The sequence below is a fragment of the Deinococcus sp. QL22 genome, from assembly GCF_023370075.1.
Classification (GTDB): domain Bacteria; phylum Deinococcota; class Deinococci; order Deinococcales; family Deinococcaceae; genus Deinococcus.
Genome location: NZ_CP097149.1, coordinates 2,843,314 through 2,858,707, shown reverse-complemented (window position 1 = coordinate 2,858,707; position 15,394 = coordinate 2,843,314). Strand labels below are relative to the sequence as shown.

Sequence of the window (15,394 nt, the reverse complement as noted above, 5' to 3'; positions counted from 1 at the left end):
GCATGACCGCCAACGACGCTGCACAACCCACCGAAGTCCACAACAACGAGGCCGAGCGGCGCTATGAACTGAAGCTGGCTGGCCGCGTGGTGGGCGTGGCCGAATACCGCCCCGCCGGGCCGTCTATCATGTTGACGCACACCGAAATTGAGGAAGGACACGAAGGCCAAGGCCTGGGCAAAATTCTGGTTCAGGCCGCACTGGACGATGCACGGGCGCGTCAGGTGGATGTAGTGCCCATGTGCCCGTTCGTGGCCGCATTTATCCGCGAGCATTCTGAATATCTGGACTTGGTGCAGCCACAGCAGCGGGGAATGTTTGGATTATAAATCTTGGTGTGCAGGCAGCTTAAGTCGGCTTAACTGACTGTAGAGCAAGGATTTAGGCTGACCTTTCGCAAATACGACTGGAGCAAAATAAGGGTGTGATGAACACCTTTGACCTTGCCATGAGTGTATTTGTCGGCTGGCAGTTGGTGTGGAGCCTGGTCGCTTTCTTGGCCGTATGGCACGATAAAAGTCTGGCTACTGCCCACCGCTGGCGCATCTCGGAAGATCGCCTGCACAGGTACGAATTTTGGGGCGGGTGGCTGGGATCGGGGCTGGCGCAGCAGCTCTGGCGGCACAAAACTTCTAAAGAATCCTACCAGCGGGTCTACAAACGCACAGCGCTGGTGTGGCTGATTACTTCCGTTGTTATACTTGGCATATGGATGGTAGCTCGACTGAATGCTTAACATGTGATAGGTTTGCACACATGATTGTTGTGAAGGTCGGCGGAAGTGCCGGAATAGATTACGACGCCGTCTGTGCAGACCTGGCCGCCCGTTGGAAAACCGGAGAGCGGCTGATTTTGGTGCACGGCGGCAGTGGCGAAACCAACCGCGTGGCCGAAGCCTTGGGCCACCCACCCAAATTTGTGACCAGTCCCAGCGGCTACACTTCGCGCTTTACAGACCGCCAAACGCTCGAAATTTTCGAGATGGTGTACTGCGGCAAGATCAACAAGGGCATCGTGGAGCGGCTGCAACGCCTCGGTGTGAATGCGGTGGGCCTGAGCGGGCTGGATGGCCGGATTTTTGAGGGACGGCACAAAGACAGCGTGCGGGCTGTAGAAAACGGCAAGGTGAAGGTGCTGCGCGGCGACCACACTGGAACTGTGGAGCGCGTGAACACTGGCCTGATTGATCTGCTGCTGAACGCGGGCTACCTGCCTGTGCTGACGCCGCCCGCTGCCAGTTATGAGGGCGTGGCGATCAATGTGGACGGAGACCGCGCCGCCGCTGCCCTCGCCGTGGCCCTGAAGGCCGACGCGCTGCTGCTGCTCAGCAATGTTCCGGGCCTGCTGCGCCATTATCCCGACGAAGCCAGCCTGATCCGGGCCATCCCCGCCGCCGACGTGGAAAGCTACCTGGAGTTCGCCCAAGACCGCATGAAAAAGAAGGTGCTGGGAGCTGCCGAGGCCGTACAGGGCGGTGTGAAGCGGGTCATTTTTGGCGATGCACGCGCCGGACTGCCGATCACGGCGGCGCTGGACGGGGCAGGAACAGTGGTGAGCTAAGGGCGTCCAAAGGTCGAGTGCCTAGGGGTCTGAGAAAAGATCGCAAGTGAACTGTATGCGGTTGCCCTCGCCCTTGCGGGACTCGCAGAGTTACGGAGCAGAGGGGGTAATTCAGCGGCGTCCCGCCCTACCTTTCCACCCAACCCACCCCAACCTGCTATCTTTCCTGCTCCATGTCGGCTCCCGCTCCAGCTTCCGCACCCATCGCTGCTTCTGCCCTGCTGGACTTCTTGGCGGTGCGTGGTGGGCGGGAATTCCGGGTGGCTGCCTGCGTCCTGCATGGCCGGGGCCGCCGTCAAGAGGTGCGCGAAGTGGGCGAATACCGCTTTACGGTGCGCGGCGACGCAGTGCAGGCCACCGGGCCAAGTGGACAAACCCGCCAACTTTCGCGGGCGGGGTATCTGGACATTTTCGGTAGTTACACCTTCAGGGGCGCGGAGGCGACGGGACAGATGACCGATCTGGGGCCACTGTTCGGCTAGTTTTTCTGTTCGGGTGAGTTTATTGGTCGGCTGAAGCGGAGTGCTTACTCGGTGGTAGGCAACGTGAAAACCTGCAAGTTCACTGTTACGTCCCGCTTCTTACCATCACGCTGAACCGTCAGTTTGATGCTGTCTCCGATGCTTTTGCCCAGCACCAGGCGGCGCAGATCTTCGCCTTCAGTGATGGCCTGGCCGTCGATGGCAGTAATGATATCGCCGTCTGTGGCTACGGATTCGTCGGCCTGACCGGGCGTGTTCAGGCTCACGTTGTTGCCCGTTGCGGCAGTCAGACCAGCAGCGGCGGCAGGGCTATTCGGGTACACCCGCTGAAGGAGTGCGCCAGCGGCGGGCAAATTGGCCTGCTGGCGGTCTTCGTCACTGAGCAGACTGAGGTCAGTGAACTGAATCCCCAGCGTGGGCGTTTGCACCACTTTGCCGCCTGCCGCCTGAAGCTGCGGCAACAGTTTGGCAACAGTGTTGACTGGAATGGCAAAGCCGACCCCCGCGCTCTGGCCGATGCCGCCGGTCAGGATCTGGGTATTTACGCCGATCAGGTCGCCCGCGCTGTTCAGGAGAGGCCCGCCGCTGTTGCCGGGATTGATGGCCGCGTCCGTCTGAATAACCTGCTGATAGACCTCTCTGGTGCCCACCGGAGCCGTGCGCTCAAGGCTGCTGATAATGCCCTCCGACACGCTGAAATCCAGCCCGAAAGGTGCGCCCATCGCAATGGCTTTCAGGCCCACGTCGAGCTTGGTACTGTCGCCCAGCGGAATCGGTTGGATGGCTCCGGCGGGCAATCCCTCGGCACGGATCAGGGCCAGATCGAAGTCGGGGGCGCGGCCCACCACTTTGGCCTTATAGGTCTTTTTGGAACCGTGCAGCCGAATGGTAATTTCGCTGGCTCCCTCGACCACATGGTTGTTGGTAATGATGTCGCCCGCCGCGTTGACGAAAAAGCCGCTGCCTGTGCCTGTACGAGCTTCGCCACCTTCCGGGGTGGGAAAGCCAAATTGATCCTGAAGGCGCTGGCGCATCTGGGCTTCGGCACTGTCGTCGGCCCCTTCTGTCACGCCGATGTACACCAGCCCATTTTGGCGCTGCTTCACGACCTGCACGGTGTTGGCTTCAGCCTCGGTGCGGGCGCGGCCATTGTCGTAGGTGCCAGTGTCATCTGTTCCAGTGCTGGACTGCACACTCGTGGTGATGGGCGCAGGAGTGGTGGGGGTCACCTGCGCGTTACTGCGTTCATTCAGGCCGTAGCCGACCAACCCCCCCAACGCAAGGGTTCCGGTCACAGCCAAGAGGGAAAGGTTTCTATTCATGGGCAAAGCATGGCGTAGAGCGGTTATATGACGGTTAAAAAGAACTGGCCGCGCCTTTACGTCTGTCGCGGCCCAACCTCTGACAGGCGGTCAATTGTCAACCGGAATCTTTTGGCTTGACACCCTCTGTCTGCACCCCTACCCTAAGCGCACGCTTGACACTTTTTATCCGCCATTCATGATTGGACGCCCTCATCAGGGGGCGGCGAACGTGTGGCGGAATGTTTGGAGGTTCCATGAAGAAAGTACTCTTTAAGAACGTGCTTCTGACCGCAGCTTTGGCCACCCTTTCTTCCGCCTCAGCCGCCACCCTGGTCTTCGGGGCCAACGGCGATCCCGTGTCGCTGGAAAGCGCCAACATCACCGACGGCATCAGCATTCTGGTGCAGCGTCAGATTTACGACACCCTCGTCGACTTCAAGAACGGCACCACCGACCCCATTCCCGGCCTCGCCACGTCCTGGAAGAGCAACGCCAACGCGACCCAGTGGACGTTTAACCTGCGCCGCAACGTGCGTTTCCATGACGGCACCCCTATGAACGCCGACGCCGTGATCTTCAACCTCAGCCGCTGGTGGGACAAGGCGCACCCCTTCGGCTTCCGCGATCAGGGCCGCACCTTCGAAATCGTGGGCGAGTTGCTGGGCGGCTACAAAGGCGACGCCACCGCCGTCATCAAGAACATCGTGAAAGTTGACGCCTACACCGTGCGCGTGGATCTGAACAAGTCCAGCAGCGTGTTCCCCAACGTGATCGGCAGCGGGTACTTCGGCATCGCCAGCCCCACCGCCATTCGCAAAGACGGCGCGAAGTACGGCACGCCCGCCAGCAAAGCAGTCGGCACAGGCCCCTTCATCTTCCAAAGCTGGCGCACGGGTGACCGCGTGGTCTTGCTGCCCAACAAGCTCTACTGGGGCCAAAAAGCCAAAGTGGATCAACTCGTCATCCGTTCCATCAAAGACGCTTCTCAGCGCCTGAACGAGTTGAAGGCCGGAACCATCGACTTTACCAACGACCTGACGCCCGACGCCCTGCGCAGCGTGCAGAACGACAAGAACCTGGTGGCCGTCAAGCGCCCCAGCTTCAACGTCGGCTTTGTCAGCATGAACAACCGCAACCAGTACCTCAAGGTCGCCAAAGTGCGTGAAGCCCTCAGCATGGCGATCAACAAGAAAGAAATTGCGGAAGCTTTCTGGAACGGCCTCGGCGTCAGCAACGCCAGCTTTGTGCCGCCCGTGTTGGCTTGGGCCAACAGCAGCAAAGTGCCCGCCGACTACAAATTCGACCCTGCCGCCGCCAAGAAGATGCTGGCCGACGCGGGCTTCCCCAACGGGTTCTCCATCGACCTGTGGTACATGCCCGTCAGCCGTCCTTACTTCCCCACGCCCAAGCCGATTGCCGAAGCTATCGCCGCCGACCTGAGTGCCATCGGCGTAAAAGTGAACCTGAAGACCGAAGACTGGGCCAAGTACCTTGAAGACCGCAACAAGGAACCCGGCTTCGATATGTACATGATCGGCTGGACGGGCGACTACGGCGACCCCGACAACTTCTACAGCGCGTACTACGGCCCCAACGCCTCCGACGACATCAACTGGAATCCACCCGAGCTTCAGAAGTTGCTGGAGCAGGGCCGCGCCGCCACCACGCAGGCTGAAAAAGCCAAGGCCTACGCCCAGATCCACGAGATCACCTACAACGCCAACTACCGCATTCCGATGGTTCACAGCAACCCGCTGTCGGCCGCCCGCACCTACCTGAAAGGCTGGATTCCTAGCCCGCTGGGCAGCGAAGCCTACAACACGATTTCGCTGGTGGGCAAGAAATAAGTTCTTTCCGGAAGTGCAGAACAGCACTGCACTTCCGGAGCGGACTTGCAAAGCTGCGCAGCAGAGCGAGTAGGAACAAGGCGGATTCCGCTATTCCGTCTGCCCCCAGAAGAACGCCGGGAGCCGACTGCATTCTGGAATCCGCTTGGTACGGCACAGCAAACGTTCAATACTAAGTCGATGGGGGTGGGGCTGGCCTGTACTGGCCGACCTTGCCCCCTTTGCTGTAACTGACCGCTTCTGGCCGAATGATCCGAGTTCAGTGCAGGGCAGTTAAACTGGCCCTAGCCCCAATCTGGCAACCTCATCACCTGTCTTCCGCTTCCGATTTTTTGCCGTTTCCAGAGTTCAAGAATTTCTACTTTCAGAAGGGGGGCTTTTCCTTGGGCAGTTATCTGATTCGCCGTATTGCAAGGACACTGCTGGTCATGCTGGGCATCAGTCTGCTGGTGTTCGTGTTCGTGCGCTCTATTCCGGGCGACCCTGCGACCGCCATGCTGGGCGAACGGGCCACGCCGCAATCGGTGGCCGCACTCCGTACCCAACTGGGCCTCGACAAACCGTGGTTTTTCAACCCGTCCAATCCGCTGGACGCGCAGTATCCGAAATATGTGGCGGCGCTGGCAAAGGGCGACCTCGGCAGCGGCATCAAGAGCAATATCCCGGTGCGCGACGAACTCGGCTCGCGCTTTCCGGCCACCGCCGAACTGAGTCTGGCTGCCTTGTTTTTTGCCCTGATCATTGGCCTGCCCGCTGGTATTCTGGCGGCCCTGCGCCGCAACAGCATCTGGGACAACCTCGCCACCACCATCAGTCTGGTGGGCGTCAGTATGCCTGTGTTCTGGCTGGGGCTGCTGCTGTCCTACTTTTTTGCAGTGAAACTGGGCTGGCTGCCGCCCAGTGCGCGGCTGGGCAATGAATCCACGTTGGAACCAATAACAGGATTCTATGTGTTGGACGGCATCTTGCGTGGCAGCCCTGCCGATGCGTGGGACGCTCTGCGCCACCTGATCTTGCCCGCCATTGCACTGGGCAGCATTCCGCTGGCGATTATTGCCCGCATTACGCGCAGCAGCCTGCTGGATGTCCTGGGCCAGGACTACGTGCGAACAGCCCGCGCCAAAGGGTTGTCTCAGCGCACGATTACGCTGAAGCACGCGCTGAGGAATGCGCTGCTGCCAGTTGTCACGGTCATCGGCCTGCAAGCCGGAGCCTTGCTGGGCGGCGCAGTGCTCACCGAAACCATCTTCTCGTGGCCCGGCATCGGCTCGTGGGTCTATGAGGCCATCAGCCAGCGCGACTACCCGATTATTCAGGGCGGCGTGATTTTTGCGGCGCTGGTGGTCAGCATCACCAACCTGCTGGTCGACCTCAGTTACGCCACTCTCGATCCCCGGATTCAGTACCGATGAGACCCGTCAAGCCCTTTCCAATCACAGGGGGAACCCCATGACCACCGCTTCCCCCACCGCCGCCCCCAAAGCCAAGCGCCAGCCCAGCATCTTTTCGCGGCGGTTTCGGCGCAGCACGCCCGGCAAAGTCGGCGCGGCAATCGTGGCCCTGTTTGTGTTGCTGGCGGTTCTGGCCCCGATTCTCAAGCCTTACGACGCTTCCAGTGACCGCAACTACCGCCTGAACCTGAAGCCGCCGAGTGTGGCCGCGCTATGGAACAAAGAGGTGGCTGAGGAGTACCGCGATCCGGTGACGGGTCAGGTCAATGCTTGGTCGCACCCGTTTGGAACAGACAATTTGGGCCGCGACGTGCTGACCCGCGTCTGGCACGGCACGGCCATCAGCCTGAAGGTAGGCGTGGTCAGTACCGTGCTGGCCCTCGTCATCGGCACATTGGTCGGCGTGCTGGCCGGATACTTTGGCGGCTGGTTCGATTCCATCACCGGCTACCTGTCGGACGTGATGCTGGCCTTTCCCAGCATTCTGCTCGCCATCGGCTTTGCCAGCATCTTTAGTGCCGACAATCCGCCGCTGCTGGTCAGTGGCATCAACAGTCTGTTTGTGCTCAACAGTCCGCAGCTTGTGACGGCCATGCTTGCGGTGTCGCTGGTGCAGATCCCGGTGTACATGCGCCTCTCCCGCGCGGTGGTGCTGGGCCTCCGCGAGCGCGAATTTGTGCAGGCTTCGGGCGCACTGGGGGCCACCCAGATTCGCACCGTGTTCAAGCATGTGCTGCCCAACAGCCTCTCGCCGCTGATCGTGCAGGGCGCACTGAGTATTGCCACCGCCACCATCGAGGTCGCCGCGCTGGGCTTCCTCGGGATCGGCGCTCAGCCCCCGCTGCCAGAATGGGGCACCATGATCAGCGACTCCCGCCAATATTACGTGGACTCGCCGTGGACGATGATCTTCCCCGGCCTCGCCATTTTCCTGACGGTACTAGGCTTCAACCTGCTGGGAGACGGCCTACGCGATGTGCTTGACCCGCGCAGTACGCAGTAGAGCCAGAAACTCTGAAAGACAAATAGAAGGGACGCAGACCAGTTTCAGTCTGCGTCCCTTCTATTTGGGGTCTTGGTTATCCAAAACTCAGAGCGCCTTAACCCCGGCCTTTCTCCTTGTCCCATGCCCCAAAGGTCTTGCCCTCATCGGCCAATTGCTTCAGCAAAGGCGCGGGCGTTTGGCCGTATTTTTCCAGTGCGGCAGCGACGTTGCTCAGGCCCATTTCATCGGCGTACTGCATGGGGCCGCCCCGGTAGGCGGGAAATCCATAGCCGTAAATGTAGATCACGTCAATGTCTCCGGCACGCTGGGCAATGCCTTCTTCCAGAATTTTCGCGCCCTCATTGACCAGACTGTAGGCCAGCCGCTCGGTGATTTCCTGCGGGCTGAGTTCGCGGGTCTGAAGGCCTTTTTCACTGCGGTAAGTGGCGATCAGGTCTGACGTTTCGGTGCTGGGCACAGGCTTTCTGCCGTCGGGGTAGTCGTAGATTCCAGCCTGCGTTTTCTGACCCTTACGGCCCTGCGCCACAATCCGGTCTAGCCAGCCGTCGGGTTGCGGTTCGCCGCGCACCTTCGCCTGATGCTGCCGGATGGAATAGCCGATATCCAGCCCTGCCATATCTGACATTTCGAACGGCCCCATCGCCAGCCCCAGCGCGTGCATGGCGGCGTCCACGTCCTGCGGGTTCGCACCTTCTTCCACCAACTTGCGGGCCTCATCGCCGTAGCGGTGCACCATGCGGTTGCCCACGAAGCCGTCACAGACGCCCACCACCACGCCCACTTTCCTGATTTTGCGGGCAAGGGCCATGCTGGTCGCCAATACCGACGCACTGGTTTTCTCAGCCCGAACGATTTCCAGCAACTTCATCACGTTGGCGGGGCTGAAAAAGTGCAGACCGATCACACTTTCGGGACGTGATGTGACGCTGGCAATTTCGTTTACGTCGAGGGTGCTGGTATTGCTCGCCAGAATCGCGCCGGGCTTAGCAATTCCGTCCAGGCGCGTGAAAATGTCCTTCTTCACGTCCATGTTTTCAAACACGGCTTCGATGATGATGTCGGCTTGCGCGAGGTCACCCATGTTCAGCGTGGGCGTCAGCAGGGCCATTCTTGCCTCCACGTCATCCATGCTCAGGCGGCCTTTTTTGGCGGTGTTCTCGTAGTTGCGGCGAATCGTAGCCACGCCCCGGTCTAACGCGTCCTGCGCGGTTTCCACGATGGTCACGGGAATGCCCACATTCAGGAAATTCATGGCGATGCCGCCGCCCATCGTGCCCGCGCCGATCACGCCAACGGAGCGAATGTCGGTCATGGGGGTGTCTTTGCCAATGCCGGGCACACGGGCGCTTTCGCGTTCGGCAAAAAAGATATGGCGCAGGCCGCGCGATTGCGGTGAATCTTTGGCCTGCAAAAACAGCCCGGCCTCCGCGTTCCAGCCTTCCTCAAAGGGGCGGGTGGCGGCGATTTCGGTCAGGTCTACGATCATGCCCGGCGACAACTGGCCCCGATAGGTTTTGCCCAGGCCTGCGCGGGCAGCGGCGAACAGTTCGGGGTTGGCACCGTCTACGCCGCGCTCAGAGACACGGGGCAACGGGCGGGCGTCGGTGTGGGCACGGGCAAAAGCAACGGCAGCGGCACGCAAGTCAACTTCGGTTTTGCCTTCTGCCAGTTGGTCTATCAGGCCCATCTGTGCGCCTTCAGCGGCCCCGATGGGATTGCCGGACAGCATCATTTCCAGGGCTTTTTGTGCGCCCACCACGCGGGGAAGGCGCTGGGTGCCGCCCGCACCGGGGAAAATGCCCAACTTGACTTCGGGCAGCCCCAACTGAGCGCCCGCCAATGCTACGCGGTAGGTGCAGGCCAGCGCCACTTCCAGACCGCCGCCCAACGCCGTGCCGTGAATGGCGGCGACGGTGGGCTTGGAAAAGGCATCCAGCCGCGTGATGAAGCCGCGCAAGTCGGGAGCCTGCTCGCGGGGCAGGTCGAAGGTTTTGATGTCGGCCCCGGCAATAAAGGTGCGCCCGCCGCCGATGATGACCACCGCCTTGATGCTCTGATCCTGTTCGGCCACGTCCAGACCCGCGTGCAGGCCTTCGGGCACTCCAGGCGAAAAAGCATTGACGGGCGGATTGTTGATCGTCAGCACCAGCACGTCGCCTTCGCGAGATTGATCAACCATGGAAGTTGGGGCAGTGGTCATAGGTGGAGCCTCCTAGGGAAAGAAGTCGGGGCAGAACTAAGGGTTGGTGCGTCATGCTGTCACGGCTTACGCCCTCCGGTCAAATACGTTGACGTTCAGAGTGTCCGTGCACGTTCACTTTCAGGATTCAGTCAGGTATGCTTCGGCCTATGAGCGATATGACTTCCGGTGAGGCAGCACAGACGATGAGAGCCATTGTGGTAGAGACACTGGGTGCGCCCAACGTGATGCAGGTGCGCGAGGGCGTGCCCGTGCCGCAGCCGGGGCCGGGGCAAGTGCGCCTGAAGGTAGAAGCGGTGGGCATCAACTTTGCGGATGTGCTGAGCGTGGCGGGCGAATACCTGACGCGAACCCGCGTGCCCTACACCCCCGGCATGGAATTCGCCGGAACCGTGGACGCGCTGGGCGAGGGCGTGACGGGCGTGAAAGTGGGGCAACTGGTGGCCTGCCTGGGCGGCAGCGGCAGCCTTGCCACCTACGCCGTAGCCAACGCGGCGGCCCTGATTCCCGTGCCTGCCAGCCTCACGGCGGCTCAGGCGGCGGCGTTTCCGGTATCGTATTTCACGGCGTATCACGGCCTGAAGACGCTGGGATACGGCCAGCCGGGGCAGTGGGTGTGGGTGCAGGCCGCAGCGGGCGCACTGGGCACGGCCAGCATTCAGCTTGCCAAGGCAATGGGCATGAATGTGGTCGCCACCGCCAGTACCGAGGAAAAACTGGAACTGGCCCGCAAATTGGGCGCAGACGTGACGCTGCTGCAAGACGACCCAGACCGCGTGCAGAAAATCCGTGCCGCCGCTGCCAACGACTCTAACCCCAAAGGTGGCGTAGACCTCGTGCTGGAAGTGGTGGGCGGGCCAAGATTCCAGGAGAGTCTGGACGTGGTGATGAACCGGGGCCGCGTGATCGTGATTGGCAACGCCAGCCGCGAGCAGGCCAACCTGCGCCCGGTAGAACTGATGAAGCGCAACGTGACCGTCACGGGCCTGTGGCTGACCAGCCTGATGGGCGACGCCGAAGCCACCCGCGAAGCTGCGATGGCCCTGACGCCCCTCATTGCCAGTGGGCAAGTCACCCCGCAAGTCGGGCCAACCTACGCGCTAGACGAGAGCGTGCGGGCGTTTCAGGACATTCTGGATAGGAAGACGACGGGGAAAGTGGTGATCGAACCGCAGAGGTAAATTTGTTTAGAGCAGCCACAGGCCGCCTTCGCTTTTGCTGGGGCGGCCTGTGGCTGCACGGAGAGTGGTGGGCAAAGATTGATTTGCAAAGTGAACTTCTTAGAGATTGAACAGGCGCAGAACAGGCCGCCACCACGGAATAGACACCAACAAGATCAGCAGCGTTACCGCTGTCCAGAGGGCTGCCACGCGGAATTTGGCCCGGTCAGTAGCGGCGCGTTTGCTGAGGGCACTGGCGAGGGTAGCGGTCACGGCGGCGATGAGGCTGAGGCCCACATGCTGCCACTGATAGCTGGAGCTTCTATCGGCAAAGGCTCCGGCTCCCTGAGATCCCAGTAGACCGAACAGCAACAATCCCAAGACCACTTGCAGATGCACGCTGCCTGCAAAGAGCACCACTGGGCGGCGGTCTGCGGCAGTAAAGGACTTACTACCACTCAGGGCCGGAACAGTGCGGATCAGCGTCCACACGCCCGCGATCACCACCAGCCAGCGCGTGATGTTGTGGAAGGTCAGCAAAATCAGATAGAGGGTCGCCATATCTGCCAGCGTAAGGGATCAAGGGGCAGCAGTTGGCCCGCAGGAGAGGGAGTCGAAGCTCCATGCACCAGCCTTACAACACGTCCTCTTTGCTGCCACGTTTCTTCAAATTGTTCTGCGTTTTGCGCCAGCGCAGGGCCTTCACGATGGCGGGCGCGGCGGCGTTCAGGTTCAGGTCGTAGGCGGGATACCAGACGCGCTGCTCGCTGAATTTCAGTTTCATCTTGAAGACGCCGAACGAGTGTTTTTCTTCGTCCAGTTGGCGGGGAATGCCCCAGAAGTCGAACAGTTCGTAGCCGCGCTGTTTGGCGTCCAGCATAGCGTTCCAGTAAAAGGCGTCGGGGGCTTTGGCATCCTTGCGGGGTTCGCCGTTTTCGCCAACGCGGTCATCGCGCACGCTGCCGCCGAACAGGTAATACGCGCCCTTGCCCATGCCCAAGAAGAAGCCGCCCGCCAGCGCCTTGCCCTCATGCCGCGACAACACAATGTAGGCCTCGCCGCCGTAAGCATTACCTTCGCGCAACATGGCTTCGTAGTAGGCTCGGGGAAATGCGCCCAACTTGGCCCGCTCGTTGGTGGCCGTAAAAATCTCCCAGAAGGCCTCGAAGTCGTCGTCCCGGCCCGCCACCACGCCCAACTTGTGGGCGGCACGCACGTTGCGGCGGGCCATGCTGTGCAGGTCGGCAAACATCTGTTCTTCAGTCCGGGTCAGGTCGGCAATGATGGTGTGTTCGGGCTGCTCGGTTTCGGCGCGGCGAAAGGGGCCATACGCTTCCGGCACGCTTACGCTGTCGTCGGCAGGAATGGGCAGGGGCGGCTCTATTTTCAGTAGGGCGTCAGTGGGCTTGGCGACTTTTCGCAGGGCTTCGGCCACAGCGGGCAGCAAGTCCAGCGACTCCAGGGCGGGGCCACGCGGCGCGTACAGCGTAGAAAACCCCGGCACGAGGCGCTTGCGGAGCAGTTGCACCGCGCCCACCGTGCGGCCCTCAGCCTTGATCAGGTAGCGCACAGGCGTTTGCCCCAGCACGCGCCGCGCCTCGCCGTAGCCCCAGCCTTGCAGGGCGCTGGTGATCGGCAAGCTACTTACGGCGTCGTCATAGACGCGGGCATCGGTGGTTTCTTCCAGAGTCAGGCGCACGGGGGGGATTGTACGACAGCCCCAGGGTTCATGTGGCTCACAGCGTGCCCGCCCACCGGAACGCTAAAGTGGTGGGCATGAAATTTGCTGGATACACTGCGGCCCGCCTGACGACCACATTGCTCACAGGCACGCTGCTGCTGGGCGCTGCTCTGGCCCAAACCACCCCCGCACCTACGCCCACTCCAGCACCCGTGACCCCCGTGCAAACTCCGGCACCGACTCCAGTACCAGCACCGACTCCAGCACCCACCGCGCCCGCAACGGCTCCCGCTGCTGCACCTGCCGCTGCTCCGGCAGCAACACCTGCGGCCACACCCGCTGCCGATCCATCCACGTTGGTCGCCACCATCGGCACCGAAAAAGTAACGCTAGGCGAATTCAATCAGGCGTTCCGGGTGGCTGTGGCCCGGTTGGTCAATTCTCAGGGCGTGCCTTTTGAAGAGTCCTACCTGACCGAATTTGCCGACGCCCGCCGCGACTTTCTGACCCAGTACGTGCGTGACCGCGCGGTATACCAGATTGCCCGCGTTGCCAACAAGCCCGATGCAGCCGCCATTGACGCGCAGTTTGCCAAGGCCCGTGAAAACTTTGCCACCGACGCCGAGTTTAGCGAGGGCCTGGCGCAAACAGGCTTCAGCACACCCGCCGAATTGCGGGCCGAGTTAGAGCGGCAAGCGGTGGTGGACGCCTACCTGAACGGCGTGAAAAAGCGCCTGACTTTCGGCAGCGCCGTCGTTCAGGGCTTTTACAACCTCAACAAAGCCTCATTTACCCGCGAAGCCGAGGCCTGCGCCAAGCACATTCTGGTCAAGACCCAGCCCGAAGCCCAGCAGATTCAGAAGGATTTGGTGGCAGGCGGAGACTTTGCGGCCATTGCCAAAGCCAAGAGCCAGGATCCCGGCAGCGCCCAAAGCGGCGGCGATCTGGGCTGCTTTGCACCGGGCGCAATGGTGGCTGCCTTCGATACGGCCAGCTTCAAGGGGCCACTGAACACGCCTCAGTTGGTACAGACCGAGTTCGGGTATCACGTGCTGACCGTCACCGGGCGTACCGATGCAGGTCTCGCGCCGCTGACCGTGGCCGAGCCGCTGATCCGCGAGCAACTGGCCCGCGACGCCTCGCAGAAATACGTGAATTCGCAGGTGGCTCGCCTGAAGGTCGAGAGCTTTGCCGACGTGGTGGGCGCGGCAGCAGCCAAATAAAAGGCAAGTAGATTTAGAGGGCGGGGGCTGCGGCTTCCGCCTTCTTTGTGTTGTGCTGGATTGCTGGGGCAGGGTCTGAGGGTCTAATTTGAGGACAAGGGTGAAGGCTTAGGCCGTTCTTAAACCCTTCGACCCTAGACCCTTAGACGCTTTTAAGTGACGCCCACTACGGCGCCCCCTGCACTCGCCGCCCAACTGCGCCCATCAGATCATCCAGCGTACCTAAGGAGCGCATTTCGGCGGCAGACAGCCACTCTTGCAGCGTGCCGTCCGGCTGTACTTCAAACGCAGCGGGCAGCGGCACTCCGTTCAGCCCATACTCGGCGCGGAGTTCGTCGCGGTGCAGGAAACGGACGTTTGGCCCCAGCCCACGCACAAAGTCGCGCCACTCGCGCTTCATTCCCAGTGGGCCATATGTGACGGCACACAGTTGGCATTCGTAGTCTTGCGGGCGCACCGTTTTGAGCCACAGATCTTTAAGGCCGTTCAGCACGCCACCATCGGCGTTGTAGACGAAAATGAGGGGGGCGGGCCGGGTCACTCCACCAGCGTAGAGCGGCCAGTGTGAACAGACTGCACATGAGGATCAGCTTCACGCCAACCCTGCTTTAACACACGCTGGATAAGCTGGGTTCAGAAGACAGATCGACCCCCAAGGAGCCAACATGAACCAGCACCCGAACGTGAACCCAGCACCCGACGAAGACAACGACGACGAGATGGTCGGAACCCTGCTGAGCCGCAGGCGAGCGCTGAGACTGCTGGGATTGGGCGGCGGCGCGGCGGCCTTGGCAGCAGGCAGCGTGCTGGCCCAACGAAATCCGCCCCCCGGTGGGCAAGGTATGGGCGCTAGCGGCACCAGCGGCGCAACCAGCCTACCCGGATGCGTGGTGCGGCCCGCCCAGACCGAAGGCCCATATTTTATTGACGAGAAACTGAACCGCAGCGATATTCGCAAAGATTCGAAGACGGGCAAGGCCAGTGCAGGCATTCCGCTGACGCTGGATTTCGTGGTGTCGAAGGTGACGGTAGGCAGTTGCACGCCGCGTGGCCGCGTGCTGATAGATGTGTGGCAGTGCGACGCACTGGGCGTGTATTCGGATGTGTCGGGCAACACCGACGACTTCCTGCGCGGCTCGCAGGTCACCAACGCGCAGGGCAAGGCCAGCTTTACCACCGTGTATCCCGGCTGGTATCCGGGCCGCGCCGTACATATTCACTTCAAGCTGCGCCCACTGGACGCCAGCGGCAAACCCACCGGAGAATTCACGTCGCAGTTGTTTTTCCCTGAAGCCGTGACCGACGCGGCCCACGCCGCCGCGCCCTATAACCGCAAAGGCAAACGCAACACGCTGAACAGCACCGACGGCATCTACCGCAATGGGGGCAGCCAACTGCTGCTGAACCTGACCGGCAATCCACAAAAGGGCTACCGGGCGACGTTTGATGTGGGGCTGAATATCGGCTGAGGCTACCGACT

The 15,394-nt window shown here is 61.3% G+C and carries 15 protein-coding genes; 10 read left to right on the top strand and 5 right to left on the bottom strand.

The window, feature by feature from the left end; translation table 11 throughout:
* Positions 1–2: 2 nt before the first annotated feature.
* The 4 genes from M1R55_RS14230 to M1R55_RS14215 all read left to right on the top strand — a co-directional run bounded on the left by M1R55_RS14230 (position 3) and on the right by M1R55_RS14215 (position 2,042).
* Positions 3–329 carry a GNAT family N-acetyltransferase gene (locus M1R55_RS14230; protein ID WP_249392389.1) on the top strand — a complete coding sequence of 109 codons (327 nt, stop codon included), beginning with the start codon at positions 3–5 and terminating at the stop codon, positions 327–329.
* 98 nt (positions 330–427) lie between these two features.
* Positions 428–736, top strand: coding sequence for a DUF1294 domain-containing protein (locus M1R55_RS14225; RefSeq protein ID WP_249392388.1), 309 nt, complete (start codon positions 428–430; stop codon positions 734–736).
* Positions 737–756: 20 nt separating this feature from the next.
* Positions 757–1,560 carry a [LysW]-aminoadipate kinase gene (locus M1R55_RS14220; protein ID WP_249392387.1) on the top strand — a complete coding sequence of 268 codons (804 nt, stop codon included), beginning with the start codon at positions 757–759 and terminating at the stop codon, positions 1,558–1,560.
* A 173-nt stretch (positions 1,561–1,733) separates the two neighbouring features.
* Positions 1,734–2,042: a hypothetical protein gene (locus tag M1R55_RS14215; protein WP_249392386.1), complete on the top strand. Its 309-nt coding sequence runs from the start codon at positions 1,734–1,736 to the stop codon at positions 2,040–2,042.
* Positions 2,043–2,086: 44 nt separating this feature from the next.
* Here the strand turns inward: M1R55_RS14215 and M1R55_RS14210 are convergent, their stop codons facing one another.
* Positions 2,087–3,364, bottom strand: coding sequence for a S1C family serine protease (locus M1R55_RS14210; RefSeq protein ID WP_249392385.1), 1,278 nt, complete (start codon positions 3,362–3,364; stop codon positions 2,087–2,089).
* A 236-nt stretch (positions 3,365–3,600) separates the two neighbouring features.
* Here M1R55_RS14210 and M1R55_RS14205 point away from each other — a divergent pair, with 236 nt between their 5' ends.
* From M1R55_RS14205 to M1R55_RS14195, 3 genes are all read left to right on the top strand, one after another.
* Entirely contained in the window at positions 3,601–5,193 is a 1,593-nt protein-coding gene (locus M1R55_RS14205) for an ABC transporter substrate-binding protein (RefSeq protein ID WP_249392384.1), read from the top strand.
* Between the two features lie 383 nt (positions 5,194–5,576).
* Positions 5,577–6,605 carry an ABC transporter permease gene (locus tag M1R55_RS14200; protein ID WP_249392383.1) on the top strand — a complete coding sequence of 343 codons (1,029 nt, stop codon included), beginning with the start codon at positions 5,577–5,579 and terminating at the stop codon, positions 6,603–6,605.
* 37 nt (positions 6,606–6,642) lie between these two features.
* Positions 6,643–7,647 (top strand): ABC transporter permease, encoded by a 1,005-nt coding sequence (locus M1R55_RS14195; RefSeq protein ID WP_249392382.1) that lies wholly within the window; start codon positions 6,643–6,645, stop codon positions 7,645–7,647.
* 97 nt (positions 7,648–7,744) lie between these two features.
* On the opposite strand, the gene M1R55_RS14190 is transcribed toward M1R55_RS14195, so the two are convergent.
* Positions 7,745–9,850: a 3-hydroxyacyl-CoA dehydrogenase NAD-binding domain-containing protein gene (locus M1R55_RS14190; protein WP_249392381.1), complete on the bottom strand. Its 2,106-nt coding sequence runs from the start codon at positions 9,848–9,850 to the stop codon at positions 7,745–7,747.
* Between the two features lie 149 nt (positions 9,851–9,999).
* Here M1R55_RS14190 and M1R55_RS14185 point away from each other — a divergent pair, with 149 nt between their 5' ends.
* Positions 10,000–11,031 carry an NADPH:quinone oxidoreductase family protein gene (locus M1R55_RS14185; protein ID WP_249392380.1) on the top strand — a complete coding sequence of 344 codons (1,032 nt, stop codon included), beginning with the start codon at positions 10,000–10,002 and terminating at the stop codon, positions 11,029–11,031.
* 99 nt (positions 11,032–11,130) lie between these two features.
* Here the strand turns inward: M1R55_RS14185 and M1R55_RS14180 are convergent, their stop codons facing one another.
* Together M1R55_RS14180 and M1R55_RS14175 are read right to left on the bottom strand one after the other, a co-directional pair.
* Entirely contained in the window at positions 11,131–11,571 is a 441-nt protein-coding gene (locus M1R55_RS14180; RefSeq protein WP_249392379.1) for a hypothetical protein, read from the bottom strand.
* A 73-nt stretch (positions 11,572–11,644) separates the two neighbouring features.
* The gene (locus tag M1R55_RS14175) at positions 11,645–12,709 is read right to left on the bottom strand and encodes a peptidoglycan bridge formation glycyltransferase FemA/FemB family protein (protein WP_249392378.1); all 1,065 of its coding nucleotides are present in this window, start codon (positions 12,707–12,709) and stop codon (positions 11,645–11,647) included.
* Positions 12,710–12,786: 77 nt separating this feature from the next.
* Between M1R55_RS14175 and M1R55_RS14170 the strand changes: the two genes are divergently transcribed.
* Positions 12,787–13,914 carry a peptidylprolyl isomerase gene (locus M1R55_RS14170; RefSeq protein WP_249392377.1) on the top strand — a complete coding sequence of 376 codons (1,128 nt, stop codon included), beginning with the start codon at positions 12,787–12,789 and terminating at the stop codon, positions 13,912–13,914.
* A gap of 166 nt (positions 13,915–14,080) precedes the next feature.
* Here the strand turns inward: M1R55_RS14170 and M1R55_RS14165 are convergent, their stop codons facing one another.
* Complete coding sequence (locus tag M1R55_RS14165) at positions 14,081–14,455, bottom strand: hypothetical protein (RefSeq protein ID WP_249392376.1); 375 nt, start codon at positions 14,453–14,455, stop codon at positions 14,081–14,083.
* 124 nt (positions 14,456–14,579) lie between these two features.
* Between M1R55_RS14165 and M1R55_RS14160 the strand changes: the two genes are divergently transcribed.
* Positions 14,580–15,383 carry an intradiol ring-cleavage dioxygenase gene (locus tag M1R55_RS14160; RefSeq protein ID WP_249392375.1) on the top strand — a complete coding sequence of 268 codons (804 nt, stop codon included), beginning with the start codon at positions 14,580–14,582 and terminating at the stop codon, positions 15,381–15,383.
* The last annotated feature ends 11 nt before the right edge of the window (positions 15,384–15,394 follow it).

Bases quoted from the DNA above. Each gene is read 5' to 3' on its own strand.
- M1R55_RS14195 (WP_249392382.1), top strand. From the start codon at position 6,643: ATGACCACCGCTTCCCCCACCGCCGCCCCCAAAGCCAAGCGCCAGCCC.
- M1R55_RS14170 (WP_249392377.1), top strand. From the start codon at position 12,787: ATGAAATTTGCTGGATACACTGCGGCCCGCCTGACGACCACATTGCTC.
- M1R55_RS14225 (WP_249392388.1), top strand. From the start codon at position 428: ATGAACACCTTTGACCTTGCCATGAGTGTATTTGTCGGCTGGCAGTTG.
- M1R55_RS14220 (WP_249392387.1), top strand. From the start codon at position 757: ATGATTGTTGTGAAGGTCGGCGGAAGTGCCGGAATAGATTACGACGCC.
- M1R55_RS14180 (WP_249392379.1), bottom strand. From the start codon at position 11,571: ATGGCGACCCTCTATCTGATTTTGCTGACCTTCCACAACATCACGCGC.
- M1R55_RS14215 (WP_249392386.1), top strand. From the start codon at position 1,734: ATGTCGGCTCCCGCTCCAGCTTCCGCACCCATCGCTGCTTCTGCCCTG.
- M1R55_RS14210 (WP_249392385.1), bottom strand. From the start codon at position 3,364: ATGAATAGAAACCTTTCCCTCTTGGCTGTGACCGGAACCCTTGCGTTG.
- M1R55_RS14205 (WP_249392384.1), top strand. From the start codon at position 3,601: ATGAAGAAAGTACTCTTTAAGAACGTGCTTCTGACCGCAGCTTTGGCC.
- M1R55_RS14190 (WP_249392381.1), bottom strand. From the start codon at position 9,850: ATGACCACTGCCCCAACTTCCATGGTTGATCAATCTCGCGAAGGCGAC.
- M1R55_RS14185 (WP_249392380.1), top strand. From the start codon at position 10,000: ATGAGCGATATGACTTCCGGTGAGGCAGCACAGACGATGAGAGCCATT.
- M1R55_RS14230 (WP_249392389.1), top strand. From the start codon at position 3: ATGACCGCCAACGACGCTGCACAACCCACCGAAGTCCACAACAACGAG.
- M1R55_RS14160 (WP_249392375.1), top strand. From the start codon at position 14,580: ATGAACCAGCACCCGAACGTGAACCCAGCACCCGACGAAGACAACGAC.